Below are 14,371 nucleotides of genomic sequence, written 5' to 3'. Positions count from 1 at the left end.
TACCGCTATCATTGCTTGGTTTTCGCGTTGGCAATAGTCTTAATTCAATACTTGATATCGTAGGATTATATATCAAGTGGGCGATTTTCTTAACTCACTTATGTCAATGCTTGTCAACATAAGTATAGTTTTGTCTATCAAATAGTCAGCTTAGGACTAGCTCTTTCCTGCTGGTGTTGCTCCTGAATAACCGCAGTCCCACTTTTAATAACACTATTTCTACCTGTTCGCTTTGCTAGTGCCAATAATAAGTAGACTGTAAATAAATATCCAGCAGCTAAAATAAAGATCATCATAGGCATATTTCCATAAATCATTGTTCTACCAACTCAACTTTCAAAGGACTATAAAATTGCATACACAAATAGTAGAACTTCAGCAAATCAAGCACATTCTTGATTGCTATAGTAGGCTATGCAAAGCCGACCAGTAGAGTTTTACTTCTCTCTGGTTAAACAATTTATTATTTGATTAAGCTTTTCACATACCACACATCGAACAGCAGTTAATTTGCTACATAGCAACTTAAAACTGCGCTCCTCAGCAGTCTACCTAGTCTGCCTTATTCACCCTCACACCAATCAAGTAAGAGCTACACTTATGATCAACGTTAGCTGAGGATGTGTAGTGGCTTTCTTAAGAGAAAGCATATCATCTAACTCAATAGGATTGCTGCCGCACAGCAAATCGTTAGGAATCATTTCCTTCATTCTGTCGGCGACTTGTTATTTTAGACTCACAAATCCAATGAGTAAAATCACCTATTGATGATTAACTGTTTTTTGGCAGTGAATATCTGAAAAATTTAAAATTCCTACACATTAGCGTAACACAACAGACCTGGATTTTCAGCTACCTTCTGGACTAAATTTCAAATTTTCTCAATGTTGACAGACAAGTTTTGCTGAATTATCCTATCAAGGATAATTATAGTATGATTTTTGACAATTAAAATATGTAAAAAATGCGTTTTACTGAATATTGCTTCATTCTCCTGTTTTCGCATCTTCCTTGACTCCTGGGCTTTTTTCCAGGATATAAGAGAAGCTACTTGTGCTGATCCGAAAAGTATGGTTTGGGATTCCTGGATGAAAACTTGGCGCTGGATATGGTTTATCTTAAAATGAGTAAAGGATATGTAAACTTTCGTAACCAAAGTCAGAGTCCGCCCATCCATGACCCCAGCCACCTCCCTGTTTACCCCTGTGGAAGCAGACCTGCAAATACTAGCAGATAACCTCACACAGCTAGTTGGAAACCGCCACCCCATCCTCTATGCAGCAGCCGAACATCTATTCGGTGCTGGGGGCAAGCGCATTAGGCCAGCCATTGTGCTGCTGATATCGCGGGCAACCATGCTAGAACAAGACATTACGCCTCGTCATCGACGATTAGCAGAGATTACGGAAATGATCCACACAGCCAGCTTGGTACATGATGATGTAGTGGATGAGTCAAATGTACGCCGTGGCGTTCCTACGGTTCATAGCTTGTTTGGCAATCGTATTGCCGTACTGGCAGGAGATTTCCTCTTTGCTCAATCTTCCTGGTATTTGGCAAATCTGGATAATTTGGATGTAGTTAAACTGCTTTCAGAAGTAATCATGGATTTGGCCGCTGGGGAGATTCAACAAGGGCTAAATCGTTTTGATACTAATCTTTCTACGGAAACTTACCTGAAAAAGAGCTATTACAAAACAGCCTCATTAATTGCTAACAGTTCTAAAGCTGCGGGAATATTGAGTAACGTTTCCCCAGAGACTGCTGAAAACTTGTATAACTACGGTAAGCATCTGGGTTTAGCCTTCCAAATAGTAGATGATATTCTAGATTTCACTGGTTCAACAGATACTTTGGGTAAACCAGCGGCATCGGATCTTAAAAGTGGTAATCTAACTGCACCAGTGTTATTTGCTCTAGAAGAACAACCTTGCCTGGAAGCGCTAATTGACAGAGAGTTTGCCCAAGAAGGGGATTTAGAGCAGGCACTGAAGCTGATTGCTGATAGCCAAGGCATACAACGGGCCAGAGAATTAGCCGCTCATCATGCCAAGGTATCATCTGAACATATTGCCATCTTAGAACCCTCAGAATCACGGCAAGCATTAATCAGCATGACTGATTATGTATTAAGTCGGCTTTATTAGGCATTTTGGATTTGAGATTTTAGATTTTAGATTCTATCCAAAATCCAAAATCCAAAATCCAAAATTGATTCAGGCGATATCTGGAGGTACTTGCTGACTAAGTATGTGTTCTTGCAGTTTCTGTTCAATCATCTTTTGCAGGTCAGTGCGCTCGACTTCCATAGCGTTGCTGGTTGTTCCAGGAGTCTCAAAAAAAACTATACTATCTACTGGTTCTAATGCCACCAGTTGAAACAAAATATGAATTACAGGCATGGGTTTAGCCACTGCTTGAGGGCTGGTCCCAACAGATGAAACCAGGGAAACATCCTGTAATCTAGGAAAGGCGTAAACTACCCGCTTTTCCCCTATTGTTCCTTTTGGGGCTGCATTAGCCTTGTGCTTCAATGTAGTTAAAACCCAGCGTTCCTGCAAATTTTGGAGAATATAGTATTGAGAGTGTTGTAAATTTTGAGCGATCGCTCTCAAAACAGGCGCAATATTAGCCACAAGTTGTGGTGTCACACCATCTTGGGGTGCATTATCAATTAACAGTTGAATTTGTGCTTCTAAATTTTTCATGGCTTATAAATGGTTCTTGATTAATGTCCAAAATTATGAATGCGAGGGACTGGGTTATTAACTGCTCCCCTGCCTCCTTCTTTGTCACCTGTCACTTGTCATCTGACAACCAATAACTGGTAGCTTATAAATAACATCTATCAAGCTAACAGCCACGGCCTTACAGGTTGTGTTTAAGTATGTTAGGTTATTTTTAAAATTCCGACTATGAATTGGCCCGCAACCGCAACTACTCAGGGAGATAAGTCTATCGGCGTAGAGGTTATCTTTCAATTTCTCTTGAAGGAACTACAGCAGTCAACAAAGGCGGCAGAAAAGAATTGTCGAGATGTAGCATTGCGAATTTCGGGCGAAGTCCTGCGGATTTGTAATGAAAGTAAACGCATTCAGGCTTCTGGAGAAATAGAAAGCTCTGCAATGACCCTCGCCCGATATCGGCTACAACAATGTCTCCGCTATTATCAGCTAGGTTCTAATCGGGGTAGGGTAGAATTACACAGCACTTTGAGCGCCATCATTTATCGCTATATTAATCCTCCTCAAAAGCAACTAAGCTATCAGGGGCGGTTGACTATCATAGAAGATTTTCTTCAAAGTTTTTATTTGGAGGCTTTGAATGCTTTCCGTAGGGAAAATCAACAACCATCCACCTATCGTCCCCAAACCCTACTAGAATTAGCCGAATATATGGCATTTACCGAAAGGTATGCTAAACGCCGCATTCCCTTACCAGGCAGACAACAACAGTTAATTATTCTGCGAGCGCAAACCTTCTCACAACAGCAGCCTCCAGAGACGAGCGTGGATATTGAACAAGCTGCTGAAGGCAGTAGTGGCGAAACTGATGGTTCTTGGGAAGAACCAGCCATACAACAATTGCGTGCTGCTATGGCCATGCAAACTGAACCAGAACCAGATGAAGATACTTTGCGCTCCGTGGTGATTACGGAATTGATGAATTATTTAGAACAACGACAACAATCAGACTGTGCTGATTATTTCTCTCTCCGTCTCAAGGATTTATCAGCACAAGAGATCGAGTCAATTTTAGGTTTAACCCCACGTCAGCGTGACTACTTGCAGCAACGTTTTAAGTATCATTTAATTAGGTTTTCTCTCTTGCATCATTGGGAATTGGTGCATGAATGGTTAGATGTGTCTTTACCTACTAATTTAGGTTTAACACCCCACCAATGGCAACTGTACACAGGCAAATTAGATGATCAAGATCGGTCTTTATTAGATTTGAAGCAACAAGGAGAATCTGACGAAACCATTGCCAAAGCTTTAGGATTATCAATGGCACAACTAGAAAAACGGTGGTTTAAGATTTTGGAACAAGCCTGGGAAATTCGTAACTCAATTGTGTCCGGATCTAGTGCATCTACTCATGAATAGTGACTCACAACCCTTACAATACCAGTGGCGCGATTGGTTGTTGGCAGATAATGTCAAACCGGCGAGCATCCCTGGGTAGAGTGTGAGAAAATTGATGGGGTAGAAGACCCTCTTCTGGCAGCATCTACATCATCAAGTAGTCAGCCAGATCAAAGAGGAAAATCCCAAACCTTTGAACTAGGAGAAGTTCCTACTGTGCAAGAACGTTTCCAAGCAGTCCTTAAACGTCGGCTACAAGTCGAAATCCAAAACCACCCACCTTTATTCCCTTGGGAAAGTCAATTAGTAGAATATCCAGAATTTGTGGAAGAGCCAGCGATTGCTTTAGTTCCTGCCTGGGGGTGGTTGGCACAGCAATCTAAGCTCAATCTGCCAGTTTCTCTGCCAGATACAATTTTTCAGCAATTGATGGACAAGTGTCAGTTGTTGCTAACTTCCTCCCTGCCATTGGGTCCTAAGTTGGTTCAAGCGGTAGAGAGCTTGTTCCCAGAAGATTATCAGTTAATTAATGATTTAGCTGGGTTGGTACTGAGAACTTCTTATCGTTCTGTAGATGCTCTGGAGACAATACCCAACATTGAGAAGGATTACTCAGATTTACAACCGCGTCAACAAATGGCGTTGTCGTTAATGGCAGCTAAACAACTGCTGGAAAATCTGACTATGCCTGTTTCTTTAGCCAATCCGGTGATAGAACAACAATGGCAAACTAATGCTGGTACTCTGATTATCAGAGTAGAATTACAGTTGCTGGGTCAGGTAATGAAGTTATGTGTTCATAGTGAATTACCCACTATCGGCGTGTTGAAGCTTGAAGGAAATGGTACTCAAGCAGTTGCTTCATCTGGAAATGCAAATAAAGCCAGTTTAGAATTAGACTGTCTACCTACTAACCAAATGAAATATCTGAGCAACAACAGTTAAAGGAAATTATTGAGAATGATCCAGAGAATGTTTTAAAAAATGACTGTATTAAGGATCATCCCCAAGCTAATTTGCAAGCTATTCTGCTGTTGGTTTTAAATGGTAAACAATGGCAAGAAATTTCTGAGGAATTAAAAGTACCACTTTCAACAGCTTCTAGTTTCTACCAGCGACGGATGCGTAAAATTATTACTTATTTAAAGAAATATATATAGAAACTGCATTAACTGACTATAAAAATTTTGGAGATTGCCTCATGAATAGCATCACAGAACAACTAACTTTTAGCGTATCTCTCTCTAAAGAAGCTCATGGAATAGCTCAAGAATATAGCCAAAGTATTTCTAATCCTGATCAGCGGCAACAAGTTTATCTTAATACTTTAGCTGTGTATGCTGTAGATAATTATCTCCAGTGTATGGGATTTGAAACTGATTGCCAAGGAAGTGATAGTCATGACTTTTTAGTAATTCAATTGATGAATGTAGCTGATTTAAAAGTAAAAAATTTAGGTAAATTAGAATGTCGTCCAGTTTTACCAAAAGCAGAAGTATGTGAAATTCCGCCGGAGGTTTGGGAGGATAGAGTGGGTTATGTGGCTGTGCAGTTCAATTCTGATTTAAAAGAGGCGAAAATTTTAGGTTTTACACCTCAAGCTGAAGCGGAAGTTCCTCTGAATCAGTTGCAATCTTTGGAGAATTTTTTACTTTATCTGAGTGAATTAGAAATAGATAAATCTCCACAATATGAAGATTTATCTATTCTGGTAAAAATTGGACAATGGTTAGATGGATTTGTAGATGCAAGTTGGCAAACTATTGAGAATTTATTAAATCCGCAACAATTAGGATTAGCTTTTAAGAGTGCTGTGAGTATGACGCGGGGACAAAAAATTGATTTGGGAATGCACCTTGAGCAAATTTCTGTGGCATTAGTAGTAAAAATTGCTGCTGGTTCTGGTCTAGAAGTAGATATTTTAACTCAAGTATATCCGGTGGGAAATCATCTGTTACCTGAAGGAGTAAAATTAAATATTATTGATAATTTGGGAAAAAATGTTTTAGAGGTTATATCAAGAGATGAAGATAACTGGATTCAATTGGAATTTAGTGCAGAGTTGGGGGAAAAGTTTCAGATTATGGTGGCTTATGGGGAGTCGCAGCAAACTAAAATGTTTGAGGTTTAAGAAAATACTGTCTCAGTAAACTGTTGGACATTTAACTTACCTATTCCTGACAACTAAAACTCTTGTGGAACAGGCATCCTGCCTGTAATAATTATGCAAATTAAATGTTTATCAGCTTATTTACAGCAGTTTTCATGTCTTTAGACCACAGTAAGGGCGAAGCATTCGGACAATTAATTATCGGTTTTTACCTAAGACTATCATCCCAATGCTGATGCTTCCAGCACGCTTCGCGAACGCCCCTACATTGTTGACGCGAAACCTAAATCAAAATGTGGTTTATTTACCTGAAAATAGCTGTAAGGATGGTGAAAATTAAAATTGTGCAAGGTTTGAGGTACTGTGAGCCTCAAAAAGCTTGCACTTTGTTAGCCCTTCGACACCGCCCTTCGACACCGCCCTTCGACACCGCCCTTCGACACCGCTCAGGACAGGCTCAGGACAGGCTCAGGACAGGTGTTTGCAGAATTTCAAAATAAAAAAAACTCCTTGATAGCGACTTGTACTGAGCCTGTCGAAGTAAGCGTGGCGTTAGCCATACTCCTAGCTCCTCACAGATAACTTTTTCAGCAAACCCTAACTACGAATTTTCTCAAGTTCTATAATAATTAGCTGTATTTGCTGATATCTTTTATATTCCTTGTTTTCTTGGAGTTTAATAGCTAATGTTTTGAACTTCTGGATTGCTGTCTGCACATCTCCTTTATTCAAAGCTGCATAGGCTTGATTATTTAATTCTTCAATGGAATCAGGAGAAACAGTTGAAGAATTTACAGGATATTGTAGTTCTGGATCTCGTAAATCCACTATTCTATTCAAAGAGTTTATTTCAGCCTGTAACTTATCAATAATCTTTAACAACTGTGTTACTTCTGGAAATTTCTTTGCTTTTAAAGAAGCTAAACTTTTTTGTAAATAAAGCGTGTTTGCTATTTGGAAATCTGCTATTTTCTGTTCGTTCTCTTCTTGTATTAATCCGCGCTGATGATAAGCTACTGCATATTGGGGATTGATTGTAATTGCTTGAGTAAAATCTGCAATAGCTTTCTGTTTATACTCTTGAATTTTATCTTTTACTTCTACTGGACAAATAATTATATAATCATCCTTTTTCCTACAACCCGGTACAGTTCCATCAGGATTTAAAGGCTTTCCTTGGGCATATCTAGCATAAATTAAACCCCGTTGATAATATGCTTCTGCATTTTGCTGATTATGATTAATAGCTTGTGTAAAATCTAATATTGCCCCTTGATAATCTTGTTGATTTACCTTGATTTTACCTTCTAAAAGCCAGTTTTTTGATATTTGTATTGATTGAGTTTGAGAAGCTGCAACTTGATAAAAATTCCCTCCAATAATCATTAGGGAAGTGATTGTTAAACTTAGACAGGTAAAGGGTAATTTTAAGGTAGACATAAGGGGATTGGTAATTGGTGGTTGGTGATTGGTAATTGGTAATAAAATCCTATTTTAATCCTGTTCATCCTTAAATCCTGGAAATCCTGATTCTGAAAAACTTAATGATTATTTTCGCATAATTTACCCTCATCTTTAACTAAACTAACATTTTCTTGTAAATATTCATGCAACCATTCACAACTACGTTTTTGTAAACCATGAATATCCAAATCCCACAAAGTGATATGATTACTAATATCCACAGAATTTATCATCTTTCCATCTGCACTAAAATTAACTTCTAAAAGATCATTTTTACTTCCTTGCAGACTATAAATTAATTCTCCCTGCAAATTCCAAAAACTGATTTTATCCCCACTGGCTGAAACTAGAATTTTACTATCAGGACTAAAATCTACACTATAAACACTTTGATGATGTTGTAAAGTATGTAATAATTTACCACTCTTGCTATCCCAAAGTTTCACTGTTTTGTCAGCACTTGCAGTCGCAATCATTTTTCCATTAGGACTAAAAATTACAGATGTAATATTATCCTCATGTCCAGAAAGAGTTTGCAGTAATTTTCCTGCTAAATTCCACAGTTTTACTGTTTTATCTCCAGCAGTAGCTAAAGTCTGACCATCTCTACTAAAGTTAATATTTGTAGGTAATTTATCATTTATCTGCCAACTTGTTAATAAATTTCCTTGTAAGTCCCAAATTTTAACTTGTTTATCAACCCTGCTAATAGTTGCAATTTTGTTACCATCTGGACTCAAACTGATATCTTGAATTGGCTTAAATATACTCTTCAATATACTATTATCCTGTGAATGTCCCTGCCAACTATTGATAAGTTTACCATCAAGATTCCAAACTTTGATTTGATTATCAACGCCAATAGTGATAATATTTTTTCCAGTGGGATGAAACAATATTTTGATAATTTCTCCCTCATGGGCATAAAAACTTTTTAGCAAACTGCCATCACGCTGTCGTAAGCTGATAATTCCCTGTTTATTACTTACTGCAATAGTATTTTTATCAGGACTGAAACTCACACTATTACCAGAAAAACTCGGTAAAATACCTTGCAAATGCCAAAGTTTAATTGTGCCGTCAGCACTTGCAGAAACTATGGTTTTGCCATCAGGAGTAAAACTGGCTTCTGATGCTTTACCTCCATGTCCTAAAAAGGTGTAAATTGGAAATTGGGGATGAGATTTTAAATCTTTTTTTAATTTTAAATCATTGGGTATCATCCAAACTTTAACTGTATCATCAGCACTAGCAGAAACTAGAGTTTTACTATCTGGACTAAAATTCACATCTAAAACTTCATTATTATGACCTGTAAAAGTATGCAGTAATTTTCCATTTACATCCCAAAGTTTCACAGTTTTATCTTTACTAGCAGAGGCTAAAGTATTACCATCGGGACTAAATTTGACTGTAAAAACTTCATCAGTATGACCTGATAATATTTTTACTGGTAAATTTTTTAATTCCTGACCTTCAAGATGCCAAAGTTTAACGGTTTTATCAGCACTTGCAGTAGCAATAGTTTTTCCATCAGGACTGAAATTTATACCCCATATTTTTTGCTGGTGGGCGATAATTGTTTTCATCAGTTGTCCATTTAATGTCCACAGTTTTATTTTTCCTTTACTGTTAGCAGTTGCTAAAATTTGACTATCGGGACTGAGAGATATTGCCAATAATTTATCTTGTTCTATTAACCTAAAATTAGGTTGATTTGTAAATAATTTTGTGCTATAATCATAACGCCAAAAACTAATAGTGTTATCAAAACTAGCAGCAATCAAAAATTGATAATCTGGACTAAAAATAACACTAAAAACTCTATCTTTATGACCTGATAAAGTTTGCTGTAACTTCCCATATCGTCGCCAAATTTTGATGGTATTATCTTCACTACCTGAAGCTAAAAGCTGACCATCTGGGCTAAATTTAACAGTGGAAATCTCACCTTTATGTCCTTGTAAACGATTGTATTCTCGAATTTGGTTGATATTTTCTAAAGTAGCCGCAGACAAACTTAACTGAGTTTGAGAATTTAAGAAGTTTAAGAAATTTAACTGCTGTAAATTTTTGATAACTTTCAGTGTGGGGATAAAAGCTTCAACTTCATTCCCAGATTTTAACAATACTTGTGCAGATAAATTCAAGGCTTTTAATTCATTAATTTGGGATTTTTGCCTTTGCCATAAAGCTACACCAGCTAATAGTAATACTCCTAATAACCCACCACTTAAAGCAATAATAATTCGGTTTTTAGCCGCATTCTGAGCTTGACTTTCTTTCTTTTGTAGTTCTAAACTTTGAATAATAAAATTTTGCTCATTGGCACTAATTTGATTTTCCCGTTGTCTTAACCATTCCTGGGCATCAATTAAAGATTTACCCCGCAATAATCCTCCTGTATCTTGTTGATGATTTTCCCATTGTCGCATTATTGTTCTTAACTGTTCTTGCCATCGGCGAAAATCTCCATCTGTTTGCATCCATTGTTTTAATCTGCGCCAATTACGAATTAATGCCTCATGAATAATTTCTACGGTTTCAATTTTTGTTAGTTTATTAATGTCTGTAACTACTAATCTGGCATTTGCTAATTGTGTAACTAAATTCCAGTTTTCTGCCCCCACTTCCCCACGAGTAGCTAAACGCCGGATATCTGTGTTATATTCTCCTGGCTGCACTAATTGAATAAATATTTGTTGTACCTTTTGTTTATCGGTTGCACTTAATTGGGCATAAATTGACTCAGCATGATTCGCCAGTGCAGTTTCGATAGTGCCAATTTCCGTGTATGCTTGATGAGTTAGCCATCCTTGCTGTTGCCGTTGCCACAACTGAGTTAAAGTAAATTCTAGTAGGGGTAAATGGCTAGGAGAATTAAGCACCACATCAATGAGACGTTGAGTTAATCCTGGTTCTAATTGTACATTGAGACTAAGAGCAGGTTGTGAAATGGCACTTTCTAATTCTAAGGCATTCATGGGACCTAAATTCACCTGAGCATCTTGCAAGGCATTACTCAAAGGACGGTAAGATAAAGCTTCACCAAAAAAGTCTGCTCTTAGGGTTAACACTAAGGTAAAACCAGGAATACTATTAACTGCATTTAAAAGATTATCTAAAAATATTTTCCGTTCTCCGGTATCCTGACAAAGAGTATAAAGTTCTTCAAATTGGTCAGCAATTAAGATAATATGTGATTTGGGTGAAATACTAATCAGCGATTCTAGGAAATTAGATAAAGTGCTATGACTTTGTTTTAACTGTACTTCTATTTCTAATTCTTGCAATCTGGAATTAGGAGAAATATCTTTTTTAGTGCCTAACTCTCGATGAAGTGCGATCGCTAATGATTCTAACGGATTATTCCCCGGACGAAAAGACACAATTTGCCAATGTTGACTTTTATCTCGCTTTAATTGGGGAATTAACCCGGCAAATACCACCGAAGATTTACCACTTCCCGAAGCCCCAACCACTGCTACCAAATGCTTTGTTTTCACTGCTGTAACTAATTGTTGGGTAACACTTTCTCGCCCATAAAAATAGACTGTATCTTGTTCTTGAAAAGCCGCCAAACCCCTGTAAGGACAACTAGCTACAGCCCCCATACTCTGCCAAGTCGGAGGCGTTGCTAACAAATTTTGGACAATTACAGGCAACCAACTAGCACAAGGATATTCTGTTTCTAAACCTTGTAATTTTTTGCGGGCAATATTCACAGATTGATAGAAAGATTTTCTACTGGTAAACTGTTGAATAAAGTCTTTTAAAAATTGATGAGCCACCTGATCTGGTACAGGTTCACGCATCACAATTATTTGGGGAATATGCAAACTTTCTAATTCAGTAGCAATTCCTAAACCATCACAGGAGTTAAAAAAAGCTAATTGTAACCCTTTGCTGACGGCGGTTTGTAGTGCATACCGCAACTTATCCATTGTTAAACTATCGGTGCGGTTGAGAAATATTCTGCCTTTTGTTGACTCTGTACGACTATGGCCAGAAAAGAAAATCAGATCCCAACCGGTATCATCCCAAAGATATTTATTCAGTTCTGAAGGTGAAGGTTCAACTAAAACAATGATTTCCGCTGCTTGACAATATTGTTGCAGTAATTTTTCATCTTCAGCAACATTAATTCCTTCACTATTACCCAGAATAATTAAAATGCGGATATGGGAACGGGTACTTTTTTTAAACCGTTGGGAAGAAAGGGAACTAAAAGCCACTTCTGCATGAGGATAATAATTAAATAAATCCCATAAATGCCAAGGTAATTTTCGCAGTTGAGTTTCATGAGTACGAATAATTATTCGCACTTCATCAGTAGCATTTAATTGTGTTAAACATAATTCTTTTATCTGGCGAAATGACTCTGCTTGTAACCAAGTAATAAATTGCTGTTTGAGAATGTTTGTATGAGTGTGACATTCTGTTTTCAGAGATTGATATTTGACATTAGTAATTTGGTCTTTTTTAGGTTTAATGCGGTATCCATCCAGACTGCGATAACTATTAGACCAATCTTGATAAATATTAGGTAGGGTGGGAAGAGGAGGTAATGTTAATGTATTGTCACTTAGTTCAATATCGGGAAGCGCATCATCTTCACCAATTTCTAAACGAACGCGAAAGCCTTCATGGAAATTACCATCTAGTTTGAGGATAACTAATTTGTTCATAATCTTACCACTCTTCTCCCTGCACAACACCTCTATGACAATTTCGGCTTGCTTGGCAATATTTTACGCAAATGGTGGAGATTGTTACAAAAGTTGATTTTCTTGTCTGAATCAGGATGTCCAGGATTTAAGGATTTACAGGATGTATTTGTTTGTGTTGTTGATGGGATGTTTGAGGTAATTTCTTATTGAAGATGTAGGGGTTTAGTATTGCTAAACCCTGACCAATATTGCTAAACTTGATGTTGTGCTAACCAAGCTTCTAAATCACTTAAACTAGAAAAATCAAGTAAAGCCTCAGCTAAATCTTCTAACTGTTCTGATTCCATAGCTTCAAGTTTCAATAATTGTGCAGGTGGAACAGTTCCGACTTGATGACGGAGTTGTCGTGTCACAATTGCTAAAGCTTTTTCCTGTTGGATATCCTGATAAATTACAGACTCGCGCATAGCATCACTCCGCAATAATCTTTTAATCAGTTTCTTGTTTAATACTAACCCAGCTAATATCGCCGTTGAAGCAGCAACATTACTTTGGATTCGGGTATCGTTTATTTGCTCAATAGCTTCTGCAACCTGTTGTAATATTAGCGTTTTATCCTCAGTTTGACTGAGAGTTGCAAACGGTAACAAACCAGGAGTATTTAAAAATATGTCGCTGGGTTGTTCCCAAAGACGAATAACGCCAAATTCATGACGGGTATTTTCTAAAACAAAGGCTGTTTGCTGGACTAATTCGGATGTGGTTGGTTGTAGATAAATCACAACCTGACGCATCCGTTTATTGGGAAATTTGCGATACACCCTTAACCGATAATCCGCCATTCTAAAGGGAATTTGGGCTTTTGGTTCAGTTTGAAATTCTATATGCAGAACCATTTCATCTGATTGTAACAGAATTAACGCATCTGCTCGAATCGGTTCGAGGGATAATTCTGACGGACTGAGTTGGGTGACAAATAACCTCCTCAAAATCATAAAATACAACATGAAAAAACTACAAATAATATCCTGTAAATCCTTAAATCCTGGATATCCTGATTCAGACAAATAAAATGTTATCAGCAAAGAAACTTTCTACAAACCTTTTAATAAATCCATAATTTGTTGATAAAGAGCAACATTTCCTTGAGCCTGTAATAATTGTGCTGCTTGTTGTAAGTCCTCTTTGGCTTTTTGTTTGTCACCAAGTTGATAATAAACTAAACCGCGACCCATGTAAGCCAGAGCATCATCAGGATTAATTTTGATAGCTTGATTATAATCTGCCAGTGCTAATTCCCATTTTTTCTGATTATAGTAAAGAACACCGCGATTTTTGTAGGCATCAGCATAATCAGGATTAATATTGATAGCTTGGGTATAATCTGCCAGTGCTAATTCCCATTTTTTCTGGTTTTTGTAAAGAACACCGCGATTGTTGTAAGCCTGAGCATAATCAGGATTAATTTTGATGGCTTGATTATAATCTGCCAGTGCTAATTCCCATTTTTTCTGGTCACTGTAAAGAAGTCCGCGATTGTAGTAAGCCAGAGCTAAATCAGGATTAATTTTGATAGCTTGGTTATAATCTGCCAGTGCTAATTCCCATTTTTTCTGGTCACTGTAAAGAAGTCCGCGATTGTTGTAAGCAGCAGCTAAATCAGGATTAATTTTGATAGCTTGATTATAATCTGCTAGTGCTAATTCCCATTTTTTCTGATTATCGTAAACAAGACCGCGATTGTAGTAAGCCTGAGCATCATCAGGATTAATTTTGATAGCTTGATTATAATCTGCTAGTGCTAATTCCCATTTTTTCTGGTTTTTGTAAAGAATACCGCGATTGTTGTAAGCCTGAGCATAATCAGGATTAATTTTGATAGCTTGATTAAAATCTGCCAGTGCTAATTCCCATTTTTTCTGGTCATAGTAAAGATTACCGCGATTGTAGTAAGCCTGAGCATCATCAGGATTAATTTTGATAGCTTGATTATAATCTGCTAGTGCTAATTCCCATTTTTTCTGATTATGGTAAAGATTACC

At 37.4% G+C, this 14,371-nt stretch carries 11 protein-coding genes; 5 read left to right on the top strand and 6 right to left on the bottom strand.

Annotated features, from left to right (window positions below; translation table 11 throughout):
* Positions 1-137: 137 nt before the first annotated feature.
* Positions 138-317, bottom strand: a complete 180-nt coding sequence (locus tag PN497_RS04005) for a hypothetical protein (RefSeq protein ID WP_096565824.1) — start codon at positions 315-317, stop codon at positions 138-140.
* 858 nt (positions 318-1,175) lie between these two features.
* Here PN497_RS04005 and sds point away from each other — a divergent pair.
* Positions 1,176-2,147 carry a solanesyl diphosphate synthase gene (sds, locus tag PN497_RS04000; RefSeq protein ID WP_096565828.1) on the top strand — a complete coding sequence of 324 codons (972 nt, stop codon included), beginning with the start codon at positions 1,176-1,178 and terminating at the stop codon, positions 2,145-2,147.
* Between the two features lie 69 nt (positions 2,148-2,216).
* On the opposite strand, the gene PN497_RS03995 is transcribed toward sds, so the two are convergent.
* Positions 2,217-2,708: a hypothetical protein gene (locus tag PN497_RS03995; protein ID WP_096565830.1), complete on the bottom strand. Its 492-nt coding sequence runs from the start codon at positions 2,706-2,708 to the stop codon at positions 2,217-2,219.
* A gap of 207 nt (positions 2,709-2,915) precedes the next feature.
* Between PN497_RS03995 and hetZ the strand changes: the two genes are divergently transcribed.
* The 4 genes from hetZ (at position 2,916) to PN497_RS03975 (ending at position 6,216) form a co-directional block, all read left to right on the top strand.
* Positions 2,916-4,106 carry a heterocyst differentiation protein HetZ gene (gene hetZ / locus PN497_RS03990; RefSeq protein WP_096565832.1) on the top strand — a complete coding sequence of 397 codons (1,191 nt, stop codon included), beginning with the start codon at positions 2,916-2,918 and terminating at the stop codon, positions 4,104-4,106.
* 195 nt (positions 4,107-4,301) lie between these two features.
* On the top strand, positions 4,302-5,030 hold the full coding sequence (locus PN497_RS03985; protein ID WP_334310610.1) for a PatU: 729 nt from the start codon (positions 4,302-4,304) through the stop codon (positions 5,028-5,030).
* A 71-nt stretch (positions 5,031-5,101) separates the two neighbouring features.
* On the top strand, positions 5,102-5,245 hold the full coding sequence (locus tag PN497_RS03980; protein ID WP_272109671.1) for a hypothetical protein: 144 nt from the start codon (positions 5,102-5,104) through the stop codon (positions 5,243-5,245).
* 41 nt (positions 5,246-5,286) lie between these two features.
* On the top strand, positions 5,287-6,216 hold the full coding sequence (locus PN497_RS03975; RefSeq protein ID WP_096565836.1) for a DUF1822 family protein: 930 nt from the start codon (positions 5,287-5,289) through the stop codon (positions 6,214-6,216).
* A gap of 576 nt (positions 6,217-6,792) precedes the next feature.
* On the opposite strand, the gene PN497_RS03970 is transcribed toward PN497_RS03975, so the two are convergent.
* The 4 genes from PN497_RS03970 to PN497_RS03955 form a co-directional block, all read right to left on the bottom strand.
* Positions 6,793-7,635, bottom strand: coding sequence for a tetratricopeptide repeat protein (locus PN497_RS03970; RefSeq protein WP_096565838.1), 843 nt, complete (start codon positions 7,633-7,635; stop codon positions 6,793-6,795).
* Positions 7,636-7,736: 101 nt separating this feature from the next.
* The gene (locus PN497_RS03965) at positions 7,737-12,347 is read right to left on the bottom strand and encodes an nSTAND1 domain-containing NTPase (RefSeq protein ID WP_096565840.1); all 4,611 of its coding nucleotides are present in this window, start codon (positions 12,345-12,347) and stop codon (positions 7,737-7,739) included.
* A 233-nt stretch (positions 12,348-12,580) separates the two neighbouring features.
* Positions 12,581-13,336 (bottom strand): DUF4351 domain-containing protein, encoded by a 756-nt coding sequence (locus PN497_RS03960; RefSeq protein ID WP_096565842.1) that lies wholly within the window; start codon positions 13,334-13,336, stop codon positions 12,581-12,583.
* Between the two features lie 87 nt (positions 13,337-13,423).
* Positions 13,424-14,371, bottom strand: a 948-nt coding sequence (locus tag PN497_RS03955) for a tetratricopeptide repeat protein (RefSeq protein ID WP_272109670.1), incomplete at its 5' end; no start/stop codon positions are given.

Source organism: Sphaerospermopsis kisseleviana CS-549, assembly GCF_028329225.1.
GTDB lineage: Bacteria > Cyanobacteriota > Cyanobacteriia > Cyanobacteriales > Nostocaceae > Sphaerospermopsis > Sphaerospermopsis kisseleviana.
Note: the sequence above shows the minus strand (reverse complement) of the source record. Positions and strands in the feature narration are given on the sequence as shown.